Source organism: Flavobacterium sp. (assembly GCF_030146175.1).
GTDB lineage: Bacteria > Bacteroidota > Bacteroidia > Flavobacteriales > Flavobacteriaceae > Flavobacterium.
The window spans coordinates 1-13,968 of record NZ_JASLCE010000044.1 but is presented as its reverse complement, the minus strand read 5'-3'; the positions used below and the strand labels follow the sequence as shown (position 1 = coordinate 13,968).

At 38.8% G+C, this 13,968-nt stretch carries 11 protein-coding genes and 1 tRNA gene; 7 read left to right on the top strand and 5 right to left on the bottom strand.

Features of this window, described 5'->3' with window-relative positions:
- Positions 1-93 precede the first annotated feature (93 nt).
- Positions 94-3,516 (top strand): hypothetical protein, encoded by a 3,423-nt coding sequence (locus tag Q1R07_RS05400; protein WP_300486957.1) that lies wholly within the window; start codon positions 94-96, stop codon positions 3,514-3,516.
- 222 nt (positions 3,517-3,738) lie between these two features.
- Entirely contained in the window at positions 3,739-5,145 is a 1,407-nt protein-coding gene (locus Q1R07_RS05395; RefSeq protein WP_300486877.1) for a hypothetical protein, read from the top strand.
- Positions 5,146-5,264: 119 nt separating this feature from the next.
- Here Q1R07_RS05395 and Q1R07_RS05390 read toward each other — a convergent pair.
- Positions 5,265-5,338 (bottom strand) — tRNA-Ala (locus tag Q1R07_RS05390).
- A gap of 91 nt (positions 5,339-5,429) precedes the next feature.
- Between Q1R07_RS05390 and Q1R07_RS05385 the strand changes: the two genes are divergently transcribed.
- A complete protein-coding gene (locus Q1R07_RS05385) occupies positions 5,430-6,200 on the top strand; it encodes an enoyl-CoA hydratase/isomerase family protein (RefSeq protein WP_300486874.1) in 771 nt (256 codons plus the stop codon).
- Position 6,201: 1 nt separating this feature from the next.
- Positions 6,202-6,378, top strand: coding sequence for a hypothetical protein (locus Q1R07_RS05380; protein ID WP_300486872.1), 177 nt, complete (start codon positions 6,202-6,204; stop codon positions 6,376-6,378).
- A 57-nt stretch (positions 6,379-6,435) separates the two neighbouring features.
- Here the strand turns inward: Q1R07_RS05380 and Q1R07_RS05375 are convergent, their stop codons facing one another.
- Positions 6,436-7,059: a 2OG-Fe(II) oxygenase gene (locus Q1R07_RS05375; RefSeq protein WP_300486870.1), complete on the bottom strand. Its 624-nt coding sequence runs from the start codon at positions 7,057-7,059 to the stop codon at positions 6,436-6,438.
- Positions 7,060-7,150: 91 nt separating this feature from the next.
- Between Q1R07_RS05375 and Q1R07_RS05370 the strand changes: the two genes are divergently transcribed.
- Entirely contained in the window at positions 7,151-7,603 is a 453-nt protein-coding gene (locus Q1R07_RS05370; RefSeq protein WP_300486867.1) for a 6-carboxytetrahydropterin synthase, read from the top strand.
- A 4-nt stretch (positions 7,604-7,607) separates the two neighbouring features.
- Positions 7,608-8,369, top strand: a complete 762-nt coding sequence (locus Q1R07_RS05365) for a UDP-2,3-diacylglucosamine diphosphatase (RefSeq protein ID WP_300486865.1) — start codon at positions 7,608-7,610, stop codon at positions 8,367-8,369.
- On the opposite strand, the gene Q1R07_RS05360 is transcribed toward Q1R07_RS05365, so the two are convergent.
- The 3 genes from Q1R07_RS05360 to Q1R07_RS05350 form a co-directional block, all read right to left on the bottom strand.
- Positions 8,363-8,818: a hypothetical protein gene (locus tag Q1R07_RS05360; RefSeq protein WP_300486862.1), complete on the bottom strand. Its 456-nt coding sequence runs from the start codon at positions 8,816-8,818 to the stop codon at positions 8,363-8,365. The genes Q1R07_RS05365 and Q1R07_RS05360 overlap by 7 nt on opposite strands.
- A gap of 127 nt (positions 8,819-8,945) precedes the next feature.
- Complete coding sequence (locus Q1R07_RS05355; RefSeq protein ID WP_300486859.1) at positions 8,946-9,890, bottom strand: bifunctional riboflavin kinase/FAD synthetase; 945 nt, start codon at positions 9,888-9,890, stop codon at positions 8,946-8,948.
- A gap of 101 nt (positions 9,891-9,991) precedes the next feature.
- Positions 9,992-12,028 (bottom strand): M43 family zinc metalloprotease, encoded by a 2,037-nt coding sequence (locus Q1R07_RS05350; RefSeq protein ID WP_300486856.1) that lies wholly within the window; start codon positions 12,026-12,028, stop codon positions 9,992-9,994.
- 982 nt (positions 12,029-13,010) lie between these two features.
- Between Q1R07_RS05350 and Q1R07_RS05345 the strand changes: the two genes are divergently transcribed.
- Positions 13,011-13,968, top strand: a 958-nt coding sequence (locus Q1R07_RS05345) for a reprolysin-like metallopeptidase (RefSeq protein WP_300486853.1), incomplete at its 3' end; no start/stop codon positions are given.

Sequence of the window (13,968 nt, the reverse complement as noted above, 5' to 3'; positions counted from 1 at the left end):
GTTCTTTTTACCGGTTTTTTCCGCTTACACTTCCCGCTTTTTAAAATTTCTATTGAAATTACACTACTTTTGGCATTTTGGAGTTATATCTGTATGCTGAAAAAATGGATTTTGATTCTGGTATTGTTTTGTATTTCCGGCCTTTATGCCCAGGAAATTGAAACGCCCTATAAATCCAAAAAAATCCAGGTAACCCAAGACACCATTGCGATTGACAACGTTAGCATCAACAAAGCTTTTTTTAAAGTATTGGATAAGGCCGGAAATGAAATTGACACGACCTATTATGCCGTCGATTTCCAGAAAGGCAAATTGCATTTCAAAAATAATTTCCAAAGTAACGACACACTAACCGTCCGTTATTTAAAATTCCCGGAATACCTTACCAAAAAATATACGATTTACGATCCGTCGCGCGTGGTGAGCAACGGAAACGGTCAACAATTATATACCATCAAAAGGGAACCGGTTAACAACTTTAAACCGTTTGACGGATTAAACACTTCCGGAAGCATCACCCGTGGTATCACGATCGGAAACAATCAGAACACGGTTTTAAATTCCAATCTTGACTTACAAATCACCGGAAAGATTTCCGATAAAGTAAGCCTTCGCGCGTCGATTCAGGATAGCAATATTCCGTTACAGGAAGGCGGTTATTCGCAGAAACTGGACGAATTCGATCAGATTTTTATCGAATTGTTCTCCGACAAATGGAATGTCCGTGCCGGTGACTTATTTTTAGAAAACCGACAATCCCGTTTTCTGAATTTCAACAAAAAAGTACAGGGACTCTCCACCCATTTTACCTTTGGCGACACGGGTGGCAAAACCGATGTTTTTGCCGCCGGAGCGTTGGTTCGCGGACAATATACCCGCAGTACCTTTGTGGGACAGGAAGGCAATCAGGGACCCTATAAATTAAAAGGCCCGAATGGCGAATTATACGTATTGGTGATCTCCGGATCCGAACGCGTTTATGTAAACGGAATCCTATTGAAACGCGGCGAAAGCAACGATTATATCATTGACTATAATGCCGGTGAGATCCGTTTTACGTCGTTATTTCCGATCACTTCCGAAATGCGGATCAACATCGAATACCAATATACCGATCGAAATTACACCCGATATGTAGCTTATGGCGGCGTAACCCACGAACGCGACACCTGGAGCGTAGGTGGATTTTTGTATTCCGAAAGCGATATTAAAAGTCAGCCGTTACAACAAAACCTTTCGGCCGAACAAATTCAGATTTTGAGCGAAGCCGGGAACGATCCCAACCTGATGAACGCGCCTTCGGCCTATCCGGATAGCTATTCCGAAAACAAAATTCTGTATAAAAAAGTCATCGTTGACGGCGTGACCACCTATGTCTATTCCAACAATCCACAGGACGAATTGTACAATGTACGCTTTACCTTGGTTGGCAATAATCAGGGAAATTATATTCTGGCCAACAACCAAGCCGTTGGACGTATTTATGAATATATCACTCCGTTAAACGGTGCTCCACAAGGAAACTACGAACCGATTGTGCGGCTGGTTGCACCAACGAGTATTCAGATTGCAACCTTCCTCGGAAAATTTAATCCCAGTGAAAAAACACTCGTTGACTTTGAAATTGGTTTGAGCAATAACGACAAAAACTTATTTTCGACGATCGATGATCAGGACAACCAGGGATTGGCCGGACGTTTTAACGTTAAACAACGACTATGGTCCAAACGTTGGGAAATAGACGGTTTTGCGAATTATCAGTTTGTACAACAGAAATTCAAAACCATCGAACGTCTTTTTAGTATCGAATTTGACCGCGACTGGAACCTGACGAATCCGCTTGGTGATCAAAGCTTATTGGTTTCGGGATTAAATTTCCGTTTACCACAAACAACCCATTCCCGCAATAACGGTTTTGCGCGCTATCAATTGGAGAAACTCGATTTTTCCGAAAGCTTTTCCGGAACACGACATGTAGTCGAAGGTCAGTTTCAACTGGACAAATGGTCGATTCGCAACAATAACAGCTTCCTAAATAGTAGTAGTACGTATTCCACTTCTAAATTTATCCGAAGCAACACTCAGGCAAAATATCATATTGGCAAAAACTGGGTTGGTGGTAGCGTACGTATGGAAAACAACGAAGAAAAAATAAAAGAAACCAACCAATTCACCGCCTTAAGTCAGCGGTTTAAAGAATTTGGCGCTTTTGTAGGTCGTGGTGACAGTACAAAAGTTTATATGGAATTCGGGTATTTACAACGTACAAACGACAGTTTACAAAACGGTCTGCTGACCAAAGTCAATACGTCCCGTTCTTATTATTTGAAATCGCGTTTGCTACAAACCGAAAAAAGTGATTTATCGCTATTTGTCAATTATCGAAACTTGAAATACGAAGATCCGGCACGTGGTAGCGAACCTTCTTTAAACTCCCGTTTATTGTATAACGATCGTTATTTTAACCAGCTGATTCAGGTTACAACCGCCTACGAAACGACTTCCGGGCGCATTGCCCAGCAGGAATTTACCTACTTACAGGTCGAAGCCGGACAAGGGATTTATATGTGGAACGATTATAACGGAAACGGCATTCAGGAACTCGAAGAATTTGAGATTGCGCAATTCCCGGATCAGGCAAAATATGTCCGCGTGTTTTTACCGAACCAGATTTTTATCAAAACCCATCAGAACAAATTTTCGCAATCGGTAACTTTAAATCCGAACCAATGGCAAAACGAAACCGGGTTTCGAAAATTATTATCTTATTTTTATAACCAGACGTCTTTTATCATCGATCGAAAAATTATCCGCAAAAGCGACAACTTCGACCTGAATCCATTTTTTGGAAAAGACGACGACCTACTCGGACTGAATTCCAGTTTCCGAAACAGTTTGTTTTACAACCGCGGAAAGCAGGATCATTCCGTGACCTATACTTTTTTAACCAACCGTTCGAAAAACTTACTATCGGTAGGATCGCAGGAAAACACCAATTCGTCCCATCAAATCCAGTATGCGCATTTGGTTCAGAAAATCTGGTTGTTTGGATTTAACGGAAAAACCATTCAATCCAATACGTATTCCGAAAACTATGCGAGTCGGAACTTCGAATTAAAAGGCTATCAACTGGCACCCAAAGTATCGTATTTATTTTCCAAAAACGCCAGTTGGGATGTTTTCTACGAATACCAGTTAAAAGAGAACAAAATATCCGATTTTGAAACGCTTAACCAACAACGGATTGGAACGTCGTTTAGCTATGCCTCCGACAAACGTTTTACGATAAACGGAGAGTTGTCGTACTACCAGAATAAATTTACCGGAAACGAACTATCACCGGTGGCCTATCAGATGCTGGAAGGATTACAGGCCGGTGAAAACCTAACCTGGCGACTGCTTTTACAAAAAAACCTGACACAATACCTGGACGTTAATCTGAACTACCAGGGACGTAAAAGCGAAACGAGTCAAACGATTCATACCGGAAATATCCAATTACGGGCTTATTTTTAAAATTCAGACCGAATAAAAACAAAAAACTTCGATTACTCATAGTACTGTTTTTACATCAAACATCAGACTAAATCGATTATCATTTTGACTTTCAAAGCCATAAAACAGACACTAAAAAGAAACATTATAAATTATCCTTTTGTACGTGTTCACTGGGATTGAAAGGCATTTTACATTATAAATTATTCTATTTTTGCCGCCGATTTAAAAAAATAAAAATTTATGCGAAGACTATTTTTTAGCATTGCTTTACTTTCATCTCTTCTTTCATCGGCGCAAACCACTATTATCAATGAAAAAATAGAAAAAGACAACAACCCGATGGACTTTGAAGTCTTATCCAAACAAAACAAGTTGCTCCTCAAAAAAGGAAAATCGTATGGTACTATCCGAGGAATTAACAAAGTAGAACTATATAGCCTTGACAATCCCGAACCAATGGAATTGGTTAAAGATGAGAAATTCTTACGTTTTATACCGTCACCATTTGACGACAACATCTATTCCGGTGATGGATTTAACACTGTAGGTTGGCAGACTGACACTAAAATTTACGACGGAAATAAAGTAATCGCTACAGTAGATGGTGACAAGAGACTCTTTCTTTTTTCAAAAGACTTTTCCTATGGTTTGGGAAGTGAAAAAAACAAAATAGTTGACAATATTGAAAAGCATGATTTATTTTGGCATAAATACGACAACAAGCTAAAGAAAACGCAGGTTATCAAATTAGAGAAACCTTCTTTTTTTAATAACGTAAATAAAAAAGACTACTATGATTTAGATGACCTTGCTTATACAACACGCTTTCATAAAAACTCTTTTGAGATCGCTACTAAATATATCAATAAAGACATTAAGTCTTTTGTCCTTCACAGGGCTATTTTTGATCTTAACGGAAAGAACATTAAAACCATAACGTACAATGTAAATATTGGAAAACCACTCATATTTTCGAATAATGGAGGTGGCAAAATGGATGTGAGTGCTCATGTATCATCAAACGCCTTGAAATTTGTTGATCAATTATCTATTAATAATTATCTCATAGATAAAGACACAAATGAGCTATACATTTATGGATTGTATGGAAAAAAAGACAAAAGGTTATACAATACTGACGTAGGCGGATATTATGTTGTTAAGTTTGATGCCGAAGGAAAACTGCTATGGCAAAAAACGGAGGAATTTTCAGATGACGACCTAACGCATGATACTTCTAAAACACGAATCAATCTTGATTTTTCAATAGTGAACAATCAAGGGCGTCTTACCTTTTACCAACACTTCTCCAGAAAATTCTATTACTATAGCCAGATCGATTTAGCATCGGGAAATATGATAAATTCGTCTAAAATTCCATTCAGTGTTGATAAAATGTGGCAGACAGAACTTCGCAATACTCAGGTTTTAGCTTTTTTCACATTAAAAGAATACAAAAAATTAAAGTTTGATTTTACAACGTTGTATTTTAACGGTAGTAACAAAAAAGTTCAGGATTACCTGATCGAATTAAATAAATCATCAAAAAAAGAAATATCCGTTAATAGTGATGTATCCGAAAAAGGGGTTTGGCTAATCGAATCCGATAACAGCAATTATTATAAGGTTACTTTTTTTGAATTTTAAAAAGATAAAATGTCTCTATTGGAGCAGTCGGAGTCGGAAGAAAAATCTTCCGGCTTTTTTTATGCATTGATTTCAAACAAAAAAACCTGCACTTTTCAGTACAGGTTTTTATTTTCAAGTGGAGAAGATGGGGCTCGAACCCACGACCTTTTGGCTGCCAGCCAAACGCTCTAGCCATCTGAGCTACATCCCCGTTTGAATTCGGGTACAAATATAGCTTTTTCGGGGAACCTACCAATACTTTGTGGCAAAAAGTGTATTTTTAAGGCAAATTATTTTTACGCATGACAACAGACAGACAAAACGGTTCTTTATATACCCGAATTGAAAATAAAATCGCCTTTGTGGAATTCGGTCATCCGGCCAGCAACTCTTTTCCCGGCGAATTATTACAACGCCTTACCGACGAATTGAATGGACTAAGCACCAATTCTGAGGTTTCGGTAATTGTATTAAAAAGTGAAGGCGACGGTGCTTTTTGTGCCGGTGCTTCGTTTGACGAACTACTTGCCGTATCCAATCTAGAAGACGGTGCGAAATTCTTTTCAGGCTTTGCAAATGTGATCAATGCGATGCGCAACTGCTCCAAACTAATCATCGGCCGTATTCACGGAAAAGCCGTTGGTGGCGGTGTTGGATTAGCCGCAGCCTGCGATTATGCACTGGCTACCGAACAAAGCGCTATCAAACTTTCGGAATTAGCGATCGGAATCGGGCCTTTTGTAATCGAACCGGCTGTTTCCCGTAAAATCGGAAAAGCCGCATTGGCTGAAATGACGTTAGCCGCACATGAATGGAAAAATGCCTATTGGGCTCAGGAAAAAGGATTATATGCCAAAGTACTCGAAAACGTTTCCGATCTGGACAAAGAACTGGATCTGTTTGTTTCGAAGTTGGCCAGCTATAATCCGGAGGCCTTATCCGAAATGAAAAAAGTTTTATGGGAAGGAACCGAAAACTGGGATACTTTACTATACGAACGTGCCGGGATTTCCGGAAAACTGGTTTTATCCGATTTTACCGTAAACGCACTAAATCAATTTAAAAAGAAATAAAATGAGACCTTTATTCCTATTGCTACAAGTTAATATTGAAGAGAAAATTCAGAATGCACCCGATAAAAATTATGAAATCGGCGTTTTTATCGGTTCTCTAGTTCCGTTTGTAGTACTCGCCTGTATTGCCTATCTGATGTATTACCGCGCGAAAAAAAGGAATAAAAGCAACTCTTAAAAAAAACACCTGACAGGTTTCGAAAACCTGTCAGGTGTACTATATAGGTGTTTTTAATTATCGGGTTCGCAACCAGCCGGTAATACTTAACCGGGGTTGTTTTACGGGTTTTACCTCGTGTTCCAGCACCTGACTTTCAAAAATAACCATCCGCCCTTTTACCGGGTAAATCGTTTCGGTCACTTCTCCATCCTCTTTATTGATATAAATCGCCAGTTCGCCGCCATATTCCGGTTGCCAGTCCTGTTCGTTCAGATAGCATACGATTGACAATTTTCGTCGGTCGTCATTCTGAAACGTATCCAGATGTCTTTTATAAAAAGTCCCTTCCGGGTAATAGGCATAATGAAACTCCTTGTCGCGGATTCCCATAAAACACGTTCGATTCAGGTATTCTATAAAATCATTGATCTTATCGAAATAGGCTTTTTCGGCCGGATTACTTTCGGCTTCATTCAGCCAGAAAATAAAATCCCCGCGAACGGCTGTCATAACCTGTTCGTTGGTTTGGTTTCCGATAGCGGATTTTTTAAACTGATCTTCTTCGTATTTATAAAGTAAACTTTCGCGTAAGGCAACGACCTCATCGTCCGAAAAGAAATGGTCAGCAATGCTGAATTGTTGGTTTAACAAATCGTCGATGATTTGTTCGTATAGTGGATTCAATTGGAAATCGCTCATACCCTGTTATAAAGTAGCAACAAATATATGACAAAAGTGAAATTCGATCGCTTAAATTTATTTACTAAATTTGCAATCTAATTTCTACAGGATGAGTAACATCAGAATCACCAAACAATTTACTTTTGAAACCGGTCATGCGCTATATGGCTACGACGGCAAATGCAAAAACGTACACGGACACAGTTATAAGTTATCGGTAACGGTAATTGGCACTCCGATAACGGACCATTCGAATGTAAAGTTTGGTATGGTCATCGATTTTGGCGATTTAAAGCATATCGTAAAAGAAGAGATTGTGGATGTTTTTGATCATGCTACGGTTTTCAACCAGAATACGCCACATCTTGAACTGGCGAACGAATTAAAAAACCGTGGTCATCATGTAATTTTGGTCGATTATCAACCAACGAGCGAAAATATGGTTATCGATTTTGCTGCAAAAATCAAAAACCGACTTCCAAAAGGCATTCAATTGCATTCCCTACGATTACAGGAAACGGAAACCTCATTTGCAGAATGGTATCAATCGGATAATCTGTAGGCTTATGAACATTCCGTTAAACAAAAAAATATATTTTGCCTCCGACCAGCATTTTGGTGCGCCAACTGCGGAAAAAAGTTTTCCACGGGAACAGAAATTCGTAGCCTGGCTGGATATGATCAAAAAAGATGCTGAAGTACTTTTCCTACTTGGCGATCTTTTTGATTTCTGGTTTGAGTACAAAACAGTCGTTCCAAAAGGCTTTATCCGGGTTTTGGGTAAACTGGCCGAATTGCGCGATAGCGGTATTCAGATTTATTTTTTTGTGGGCAACCACGACTTGTGGATGTACGATTATTTTGAACGGGAATTAAATATTCCGGTATATCATACGCCACAGGAATTCACTTTTAATAACAAGTTATTCCTGATTGGTCACGGCGATGGCTTAGGTCCTGGCGACAAAGGCTACAAAAGGATGAAAAAAGTCTTTACCAATCCGTTTTCGAAATGGTTATTCCGTTGGTTACATCCGGATTTGGGCGTACGTCTGGCGCAATACCTTTCGGTAAAAAACAAACTGATTTCGGGCGCCGAAGATGTAAAATACCTGGGCGAAGAAAACGAATGGTTGGTACAGTATTCCAAAATGAAACTGCAATCGAAACGATATGACTATTTCGTTTTTGGCCACAGGCATTTACCGCTCGAAATTACGCTTTCCGAGACGGCTAAATATTTCAACCTTGGTGACTGGATTCATTATTTTACCTACGGTATTTTTGACGGAGCCACTTTCGAATTGAAAAAATTCACCGATCAGTGATGATGCGGTCTTGGTTTTAGGACTTTACCATGCCAATATTGCATTAATAAGATACAACCTACTACAGAGGATGCAATTCCTTCAAATAGTAGTCCGATACAATATTCGTTTACTTTTGGTTTTCCACCTACAAACAGGAAGCCATCCGAAAGACGCGCCAGATACGGTTCGCCGCCTCGTATATGCACATAAACAATAAGCGCGACCACACTGACCACGATACCGATTACACAGGTTTTAAAACTTGAAAGCATATTGTTCAGGTATTCGGTATTGCCATCTCTGAAGTTTTCTTTGATGGTTCTGTTGGCACCATAGAGTACAATTACCGCATTAAACAATCGCAAATACAATTTATCGGTTAACCCTAGTAGTTCCATGATCAGGAAATACAGTGCAATTCCGATAAAAATAACCATCCCGTTTTTAAATTCTCTTGACTTAAACATAATCGTAAATTTTAAAGTGAGACATGGATTTTGTCTTCGAAGCTAAAAAACGAATAGTTTCAGCCTCAAGCACTTATCAAATTTACAAAATTTTAAGCCTGATTATTTTAATTTGGCAGATTAATCGTTAAAGTGACTTGTTTTCTCTTTCTAAAAAATAGTTTTTGGCTGTTTGCTTATCCAACGCCAATTGCTTTTTCAGATCGTCGAGGGAAGGGAATTTTTGTTCGTCCCTGATTTTTTCATAAATGGAAACGCTCAGTTTTTGTCCGTATAAATCACCGTCAAAATCCAGGTAATTTACTTCTACGGTTAACGCCACGCCGTCTACGGTTGGTCGCACTCCGATATTCATCATGCCCGGCACAAACTGACCGTTGATTATAGACGACACGATATAGACGCCATTTTGCGGAATCAGCTTGTAGTCTTCTTCAATTTTAAAATTGGCAGTCGGAAAATTAATGGTTCGTCCCAATTGATTTCCTTTTACCACCGTTCCGGTAAAAAAGTAATGGTATCCGAGGTACGAATTGGCTAGCGCCACATTTCCTTCGGCCAATGCATTTCGTATTTTGGTGGAACTGATGGACACGTCGTCGATTTCCTGAGCCGAAATCTGTTCTACTTCAAAACCGTATTCTTTTCCAAAACGAATCAGATCGTCGATTGTCGCTGTTCTGTTTCGTCCGAATCGATGATCATATCCGATAATTATTTTACAGATATTAAACTGATCCACGAGTATGTTTTTTACAAACTCTTCCGCCGTCAATCTTGAGAAAGACTGATCAAATGGATGAATAATCAGATTTTCGATTCCGAATTCGCGTAGTAAAATGATTTTTTCATCGATTGTATTCAGTAATTTGATATCCGAATCCTGTTGCAATACCATCCTCGGATGTGGAAAAAAGGTTAGCAAAAGGCTTTCGGCCTGCATTTTTTTACTACTGGCCATTACTTTTTCCAATATACTTCTGTGTCCCAAATGAACACCATCAAACGTTCCCAGCGTTACTACGGTTCTGGTATTTGTTTTAAATTCCTGAATTGATGAAAATACTTTCAATGGATTGATTTTGATTGGCAAATTTACGTGTTCCCATTTATATAAAAAAAGAGGATTGCAATAAAACAATCCTCTTTGATTCAATAATTAGGCTATTTCTTTTATTTTTTGACAAACTTCATCATTTTTAAGCGCCCTGATTTATTCAGTTCAACAAAATAAATACCGGTACTCAATCCGGAAACATCCATCGTTAAGTCCCTATCCGTTCGAACGACAATCCGCAACAATTCCTGTCCCAAGCTATTAAACAAGCACATGTACTCCGGCAATCCGATTGCAGCAGGAAGTGAAATTGTTATTTTTTCGTTCGATGGATTCGGGTAAAGACTAATTGTTCCTGCTTCATCGGAATCATCGAGCCCAGCATTCAACTTATCGATTTTAAAACTATGTTCGTCTTCCGTTTCAAAAACGCCCCCTTTTACTATAGGGATATGATTTGCCGTTTCTATACTATAATAACCCGCCCCGTCTGTTCTGTTGTTAATTCCGTCATCACCGAGATCATATATCCTAAAGGTATAACAACCACTTTCCTGTAGTTTCCAGTTTTCTACAATTGGAGGATCAAGTGGATTTGGTTTATAGCCAATCCATCTAGGCGTATTCCTGTAAGGTCCACCCGAATACAATACGGTTCCAGCACTATCGGTCAATGCCCAGGTTGTATCCGCTCCAAAATAATCTGTTTGGAGTGTAAATATCAGTTCATCGGCAGTATAACTGGTTGCAAACGTTTTCCCTATATCATTATTTCCGCTATACTCATCTGTTTTGTCATTTACCGTTTTCAGACTCGCATAAAACGTATGTACTCCCGGAGTGCTATTTTGTTCCGGAAGATTTATGGCAACGGAAGCATTACTACCTAATGTTCCGGTCCAGTTATAACGCTGTTCGTCTGTTTCGTCTATTCCAAAGGCTATGCTTGCACTTGTGATTGTTTCACTTCCATTATTTTTCAAAACGACAGAAGGCACAACGGTATTTTCACATTTTAGCATCGCCAACTCCTTCATGCTAATGGCTGCTTCTGTATGAAGATGTAAGGGCACGCAGGCATTTGAAAAGCGCAATGCCGAACGCCGGGGTGCATGGTACAAAACAGCCTGCATTCTATATTTTTGATCCCGGGTAAATACATTCATGCAAATATCTCTTGTATAGTCCATATAATTTTCGACCATATCACGACCAGGCGAATCCGGACAGGAATCTACTCCCTGATCTTTACAATACAATTCGTTAGGTCTTGCTGCCAAGGGCGTATCGGCGCAAAAATCATCGACATCGCAACCGCCATCTCCCCATATATGACGCAATCCCAACCAATGTCCAATTTCATGGGTGGCTGTTCGGCCATGATCGTATAACAATTGGTATGTTCCATCCGGATAAATACTTCTGGAACCAAATGCCTTATATTTTATTACAACACCATCACTATATGTCATTCCATTTGGACCTCTAAGTCCGGTTAATCCCGAAGCTGAAGGAGGTTGGGCATACCCCAACCGTTTCGACCATTCTCCGGTTCCTTCAATATTGATCACCCAAATATTAAGATAGCGTTCCGAGTCCCATACTGTAGCTGGCTTTAACACATTCTCTACTTGTTGTCGCGATGTATAGCCGGACACACCTGTATTTACCCTGTCGATTCCATTAGTCGGATTACCATCTGGTGTTCGTTGCGCCAGACAGAATTCAATTTCGGTATCTACGCCAACCGGATTCTCATTATATCCGGGTGTATTGACTTTCTTTCTAAAATCCTGATTGAGTACTTCAATTTGCGACAACACCTGTTCGTCTGCAATATTGGAACCTACCCCAACCTCTTGTCCGTTATGAATTACATGAACCACTACCGGTATCCTGATTACACTACTCATTCTGCTATTTTGTCCATCTCCACCTCCCGCTTTGACTTGTTCTACCAATGGAGCCAACCAAGTTTCAAATTCGTTGATGGTTGCTCTTCCGGTTTCTTCTTCCTGCAAAAAAAATTCATTTTCCACAGTATAACATCTCGTATATTCTTTTTGGTTCTGCTGTTTTATTTCCTGAGCCTTACCCTCGAAAATCAGAAACAGTAAAATCCAAAAAAATAGTTTTCCGACTATCCTCTTCACATTTTTTTGTTTTAAAACCATATACTTATTGTTTCAAATATAACAAATAACAAACTTATTTTGATATATTGAACTTTCATAATCAACTTCAAACAATCCTATTCCACAAAAAAAGCTGTATGTAAACCCACACAGCTCTTCTATCAAAAACAATCTATTTCCATTTAGCCTTTAATAAATTTGATCATTTTAAAACCACTATTTTACCAAGTATTATAAAAAACACTCCGTTATCTAAATCATCAATATTAATCGCCAGAGCCGCAGTAACTCTCAGTATTTCGTCGTACTACAGCTTGACCAAGATGACTATAAACTACACCGCTATCGGTAAAATCAACTCCTTCCGGCACAACGCCATTTAAAATTTCTTTTGCCGGGTCTGAACTAACCGACAGTGCATGGAGTCGTATAAAATTGTTTGTTCTTTGCTTATCAAATTGTCCACCTTAGGCAGCAATTGTCCCTGCAGGTATTATCATACGATACTATCTATCACCATAGTCGCAACTAAACCATCTTTATAATCATCGAAAAAAGTAAACCGCTACCAATTGTTATCTGGCAGCGTCCGGTTCTGTTTGTTTAAAGCCGGTAAATTTGGATTAACTTCGGAATAAGCATCATCCTAACATTGTAATACTGTAGTTTTTATATAATATTCTGATAAGAATTATTTAACCCAAGAATTTAAGTATTTTTTTTCGCACAAAACACCTCAAATCACACAAAAAGACACACTAAAAACAATTAAATCACATAAAAATCATTTAATAATGTTTTATTTTAACATTACAGATTTTTATTTTACATTTTAAAACATCAAAAAGTCTTTACTTACTATTGATAAATTTGACTATAATATACAGTATCAATGCTTTTAGTGTGCTGTTTTTTGTTAAAAAAAGGAAAAATCTTTTTTTTTTATATAAATGGTGTACTTTTACAAAACTTAACTGTTTAACAACCTAAAATCCCTCAGATGAAAAGAAAAATACTTTTGTCTTTCGCATCAGTATTTGCTATGTCCGTTGGCTATTCCCAAAATGGCCGATTATGGACCCCTGCAAAACAAGAAAGAGTAGTTATTTCAAAAAAAGCACAGAGAGAATCTTTCCCTACTAACTATTCTCTTTATAATTTAGACTTCAGTAGCTTAAAAGCAGAACTTTCCAAAGCTCCAAGTCGTTTTTCCAACAATTCGGATGTTATTATTTCCATCCCTAATGCAGACGGAAAAATAGAGAAATTCAGAATTTACGAAGCTTCTAACTTTGCTCCGGAATTGCAATTACAATTCCCGGATATTCGTTCTTATATCGGAATCGGAATTGATGATCAATATGCACAATTGCGTATAAGTATCGCTCCGGAAGGTATTCAGACTATGGTATTCAGAGCTGGTAAAAAAGCGGAATTCATGGAGCCTTATTCAGCAGATGGCAAAACCTATGCTTTCTATACTTCGGCAAGAGAAAAAGGAAAACTTCCTTTTAACTGTTCTACACCGCACGAAGAAGCATTAAACGATGAATTATTACATAAAATCAACCCATCGCAACAACTTTCCAACACGGGACAGTTAAAAACGATGCGTTTGGCATTATCCTGTACAGGAGAATACACTACTTTCCACGGTGGTACAGTTGCCGGAGCTTTAGCCGCTATGAACGCAACAATGGCGCGTGTAAACGGTGTATTTGAAAAAGACCTTGCCATTCACTTAAACATCATTGCCAACAACTCATTGGTAATTTACACCAATGCCGCAACAGATCCTTATTCTGACGCAGCTGCTGGTGCCAATGGTGCCTGGAATGCCGAATTACAAAACAACTTAACCAGTGTTCTTGGGAATGCCGCATACGATATTGGACACTTATTCGGTGCTTCCGGAGGTGGTGGTAATGCAGGATGTATTGGTTGTGTTTGCGTAGACA

Bases quoted from the DNA above. Each gene is read 5' to 3' on its own strand.
- Q1R07_RS05400 (WP_300486957.1), top strand. From the start codon at position 94: ATGCTGAAAAAATGGATTTTGATTCTGGTATTGTTTTGTATTTCCGGC.
- Q1R07_RS05395 (WP_300486877.1), top strand. From the start codon at position 3,739: ATGCGAAGACTATTTTTTAGCATTGCTTTACTTTCATCTCTTCTTTCA.
- Q1R07_RS05385 (WP_300486874.1), top strand. From the start codon at position 5,430: ATGACAACAGACAGACAAAACGGTTCTTTATATACCCGAATTGAAAAT.
- Q1R07_RS05380 (WP_300486872.1), top strand. From the start codon at position 6,202: ATGAGACCTTTATTCCTATTGCTACAAGTTAATATTGAAGAGAAAATT.
- Q1R07_RS05375 (WP_300486870.1), bottom strand. From the start codon at position 7,059: ATGAGCGATTTCCAATTGAATCCACTATACGAACAAATCATCGACGAT.
- Q1R07_RS05370 (WP_300486867.1), top strand. From the start codon at position 7,151: ATGAGTAACATCAGAATCACCAAACAATTTACTTTTGAAACCGGTCAT.
- Q1R07_RS05365 (WP_300486865.1), top strand. From the start codon at position 7,608: ATGAACATTCCGTTAAACAAAAAAATATATTTTGCCTCCGACCAGCAT.
- Q1R07_RS05360 (WP_300486862.1), bottom strand. From the start codon at position 8,818: ATGTTTAAGTCAAGAGAATTTAAAAACGGGATGGTTATTTTTATCGGA.